At 57.3% G+C, this 255-nt stretch carries 1 pseudogene; it reads right to left on the bottom strand.

The features are described 5' to 3' along the window. Positions 1–184, bottom strand: a pseudogene (locus ACTHS3_RS18205) (hypothetical protein); the annotation flags it as partial. Positions 185–255 lie beyond the last annotated feature (71 nt).

The following is a 255-nucleotide window of genomic DNA, read 5'->3' as shown; positions in this document are numbered from 1 at the left end:
GCGTTTCGGCGAACCGTTTGACCGGCCTGTGCAGCGTCCGATTTGGGTGCATGCCGTATCGGTTGGCGAAACGCTCGCCCCAATGGTAGAGATAGGCAGGCGAGTTGACGGTGCGCTTTTTGAGATAGTGGCGGATAAGCGGCGGCGCGATGCGCCATAATTGCGTGTAAAACCAACGTTTCATGTATTCCACTCGAAAACGGTACGGACGGGAAGGCGGACGGTGCGGATTCTAGGCGGTTGACGGTTTCAAGC

The organism is Neisseria sp. P0009.S007 (genome assembly GCF_051962515.1).
Note: the sequence above shows the minus strand (reverse complement) of the source record. Positions and strands in the feature narration are given on the sequence as shown.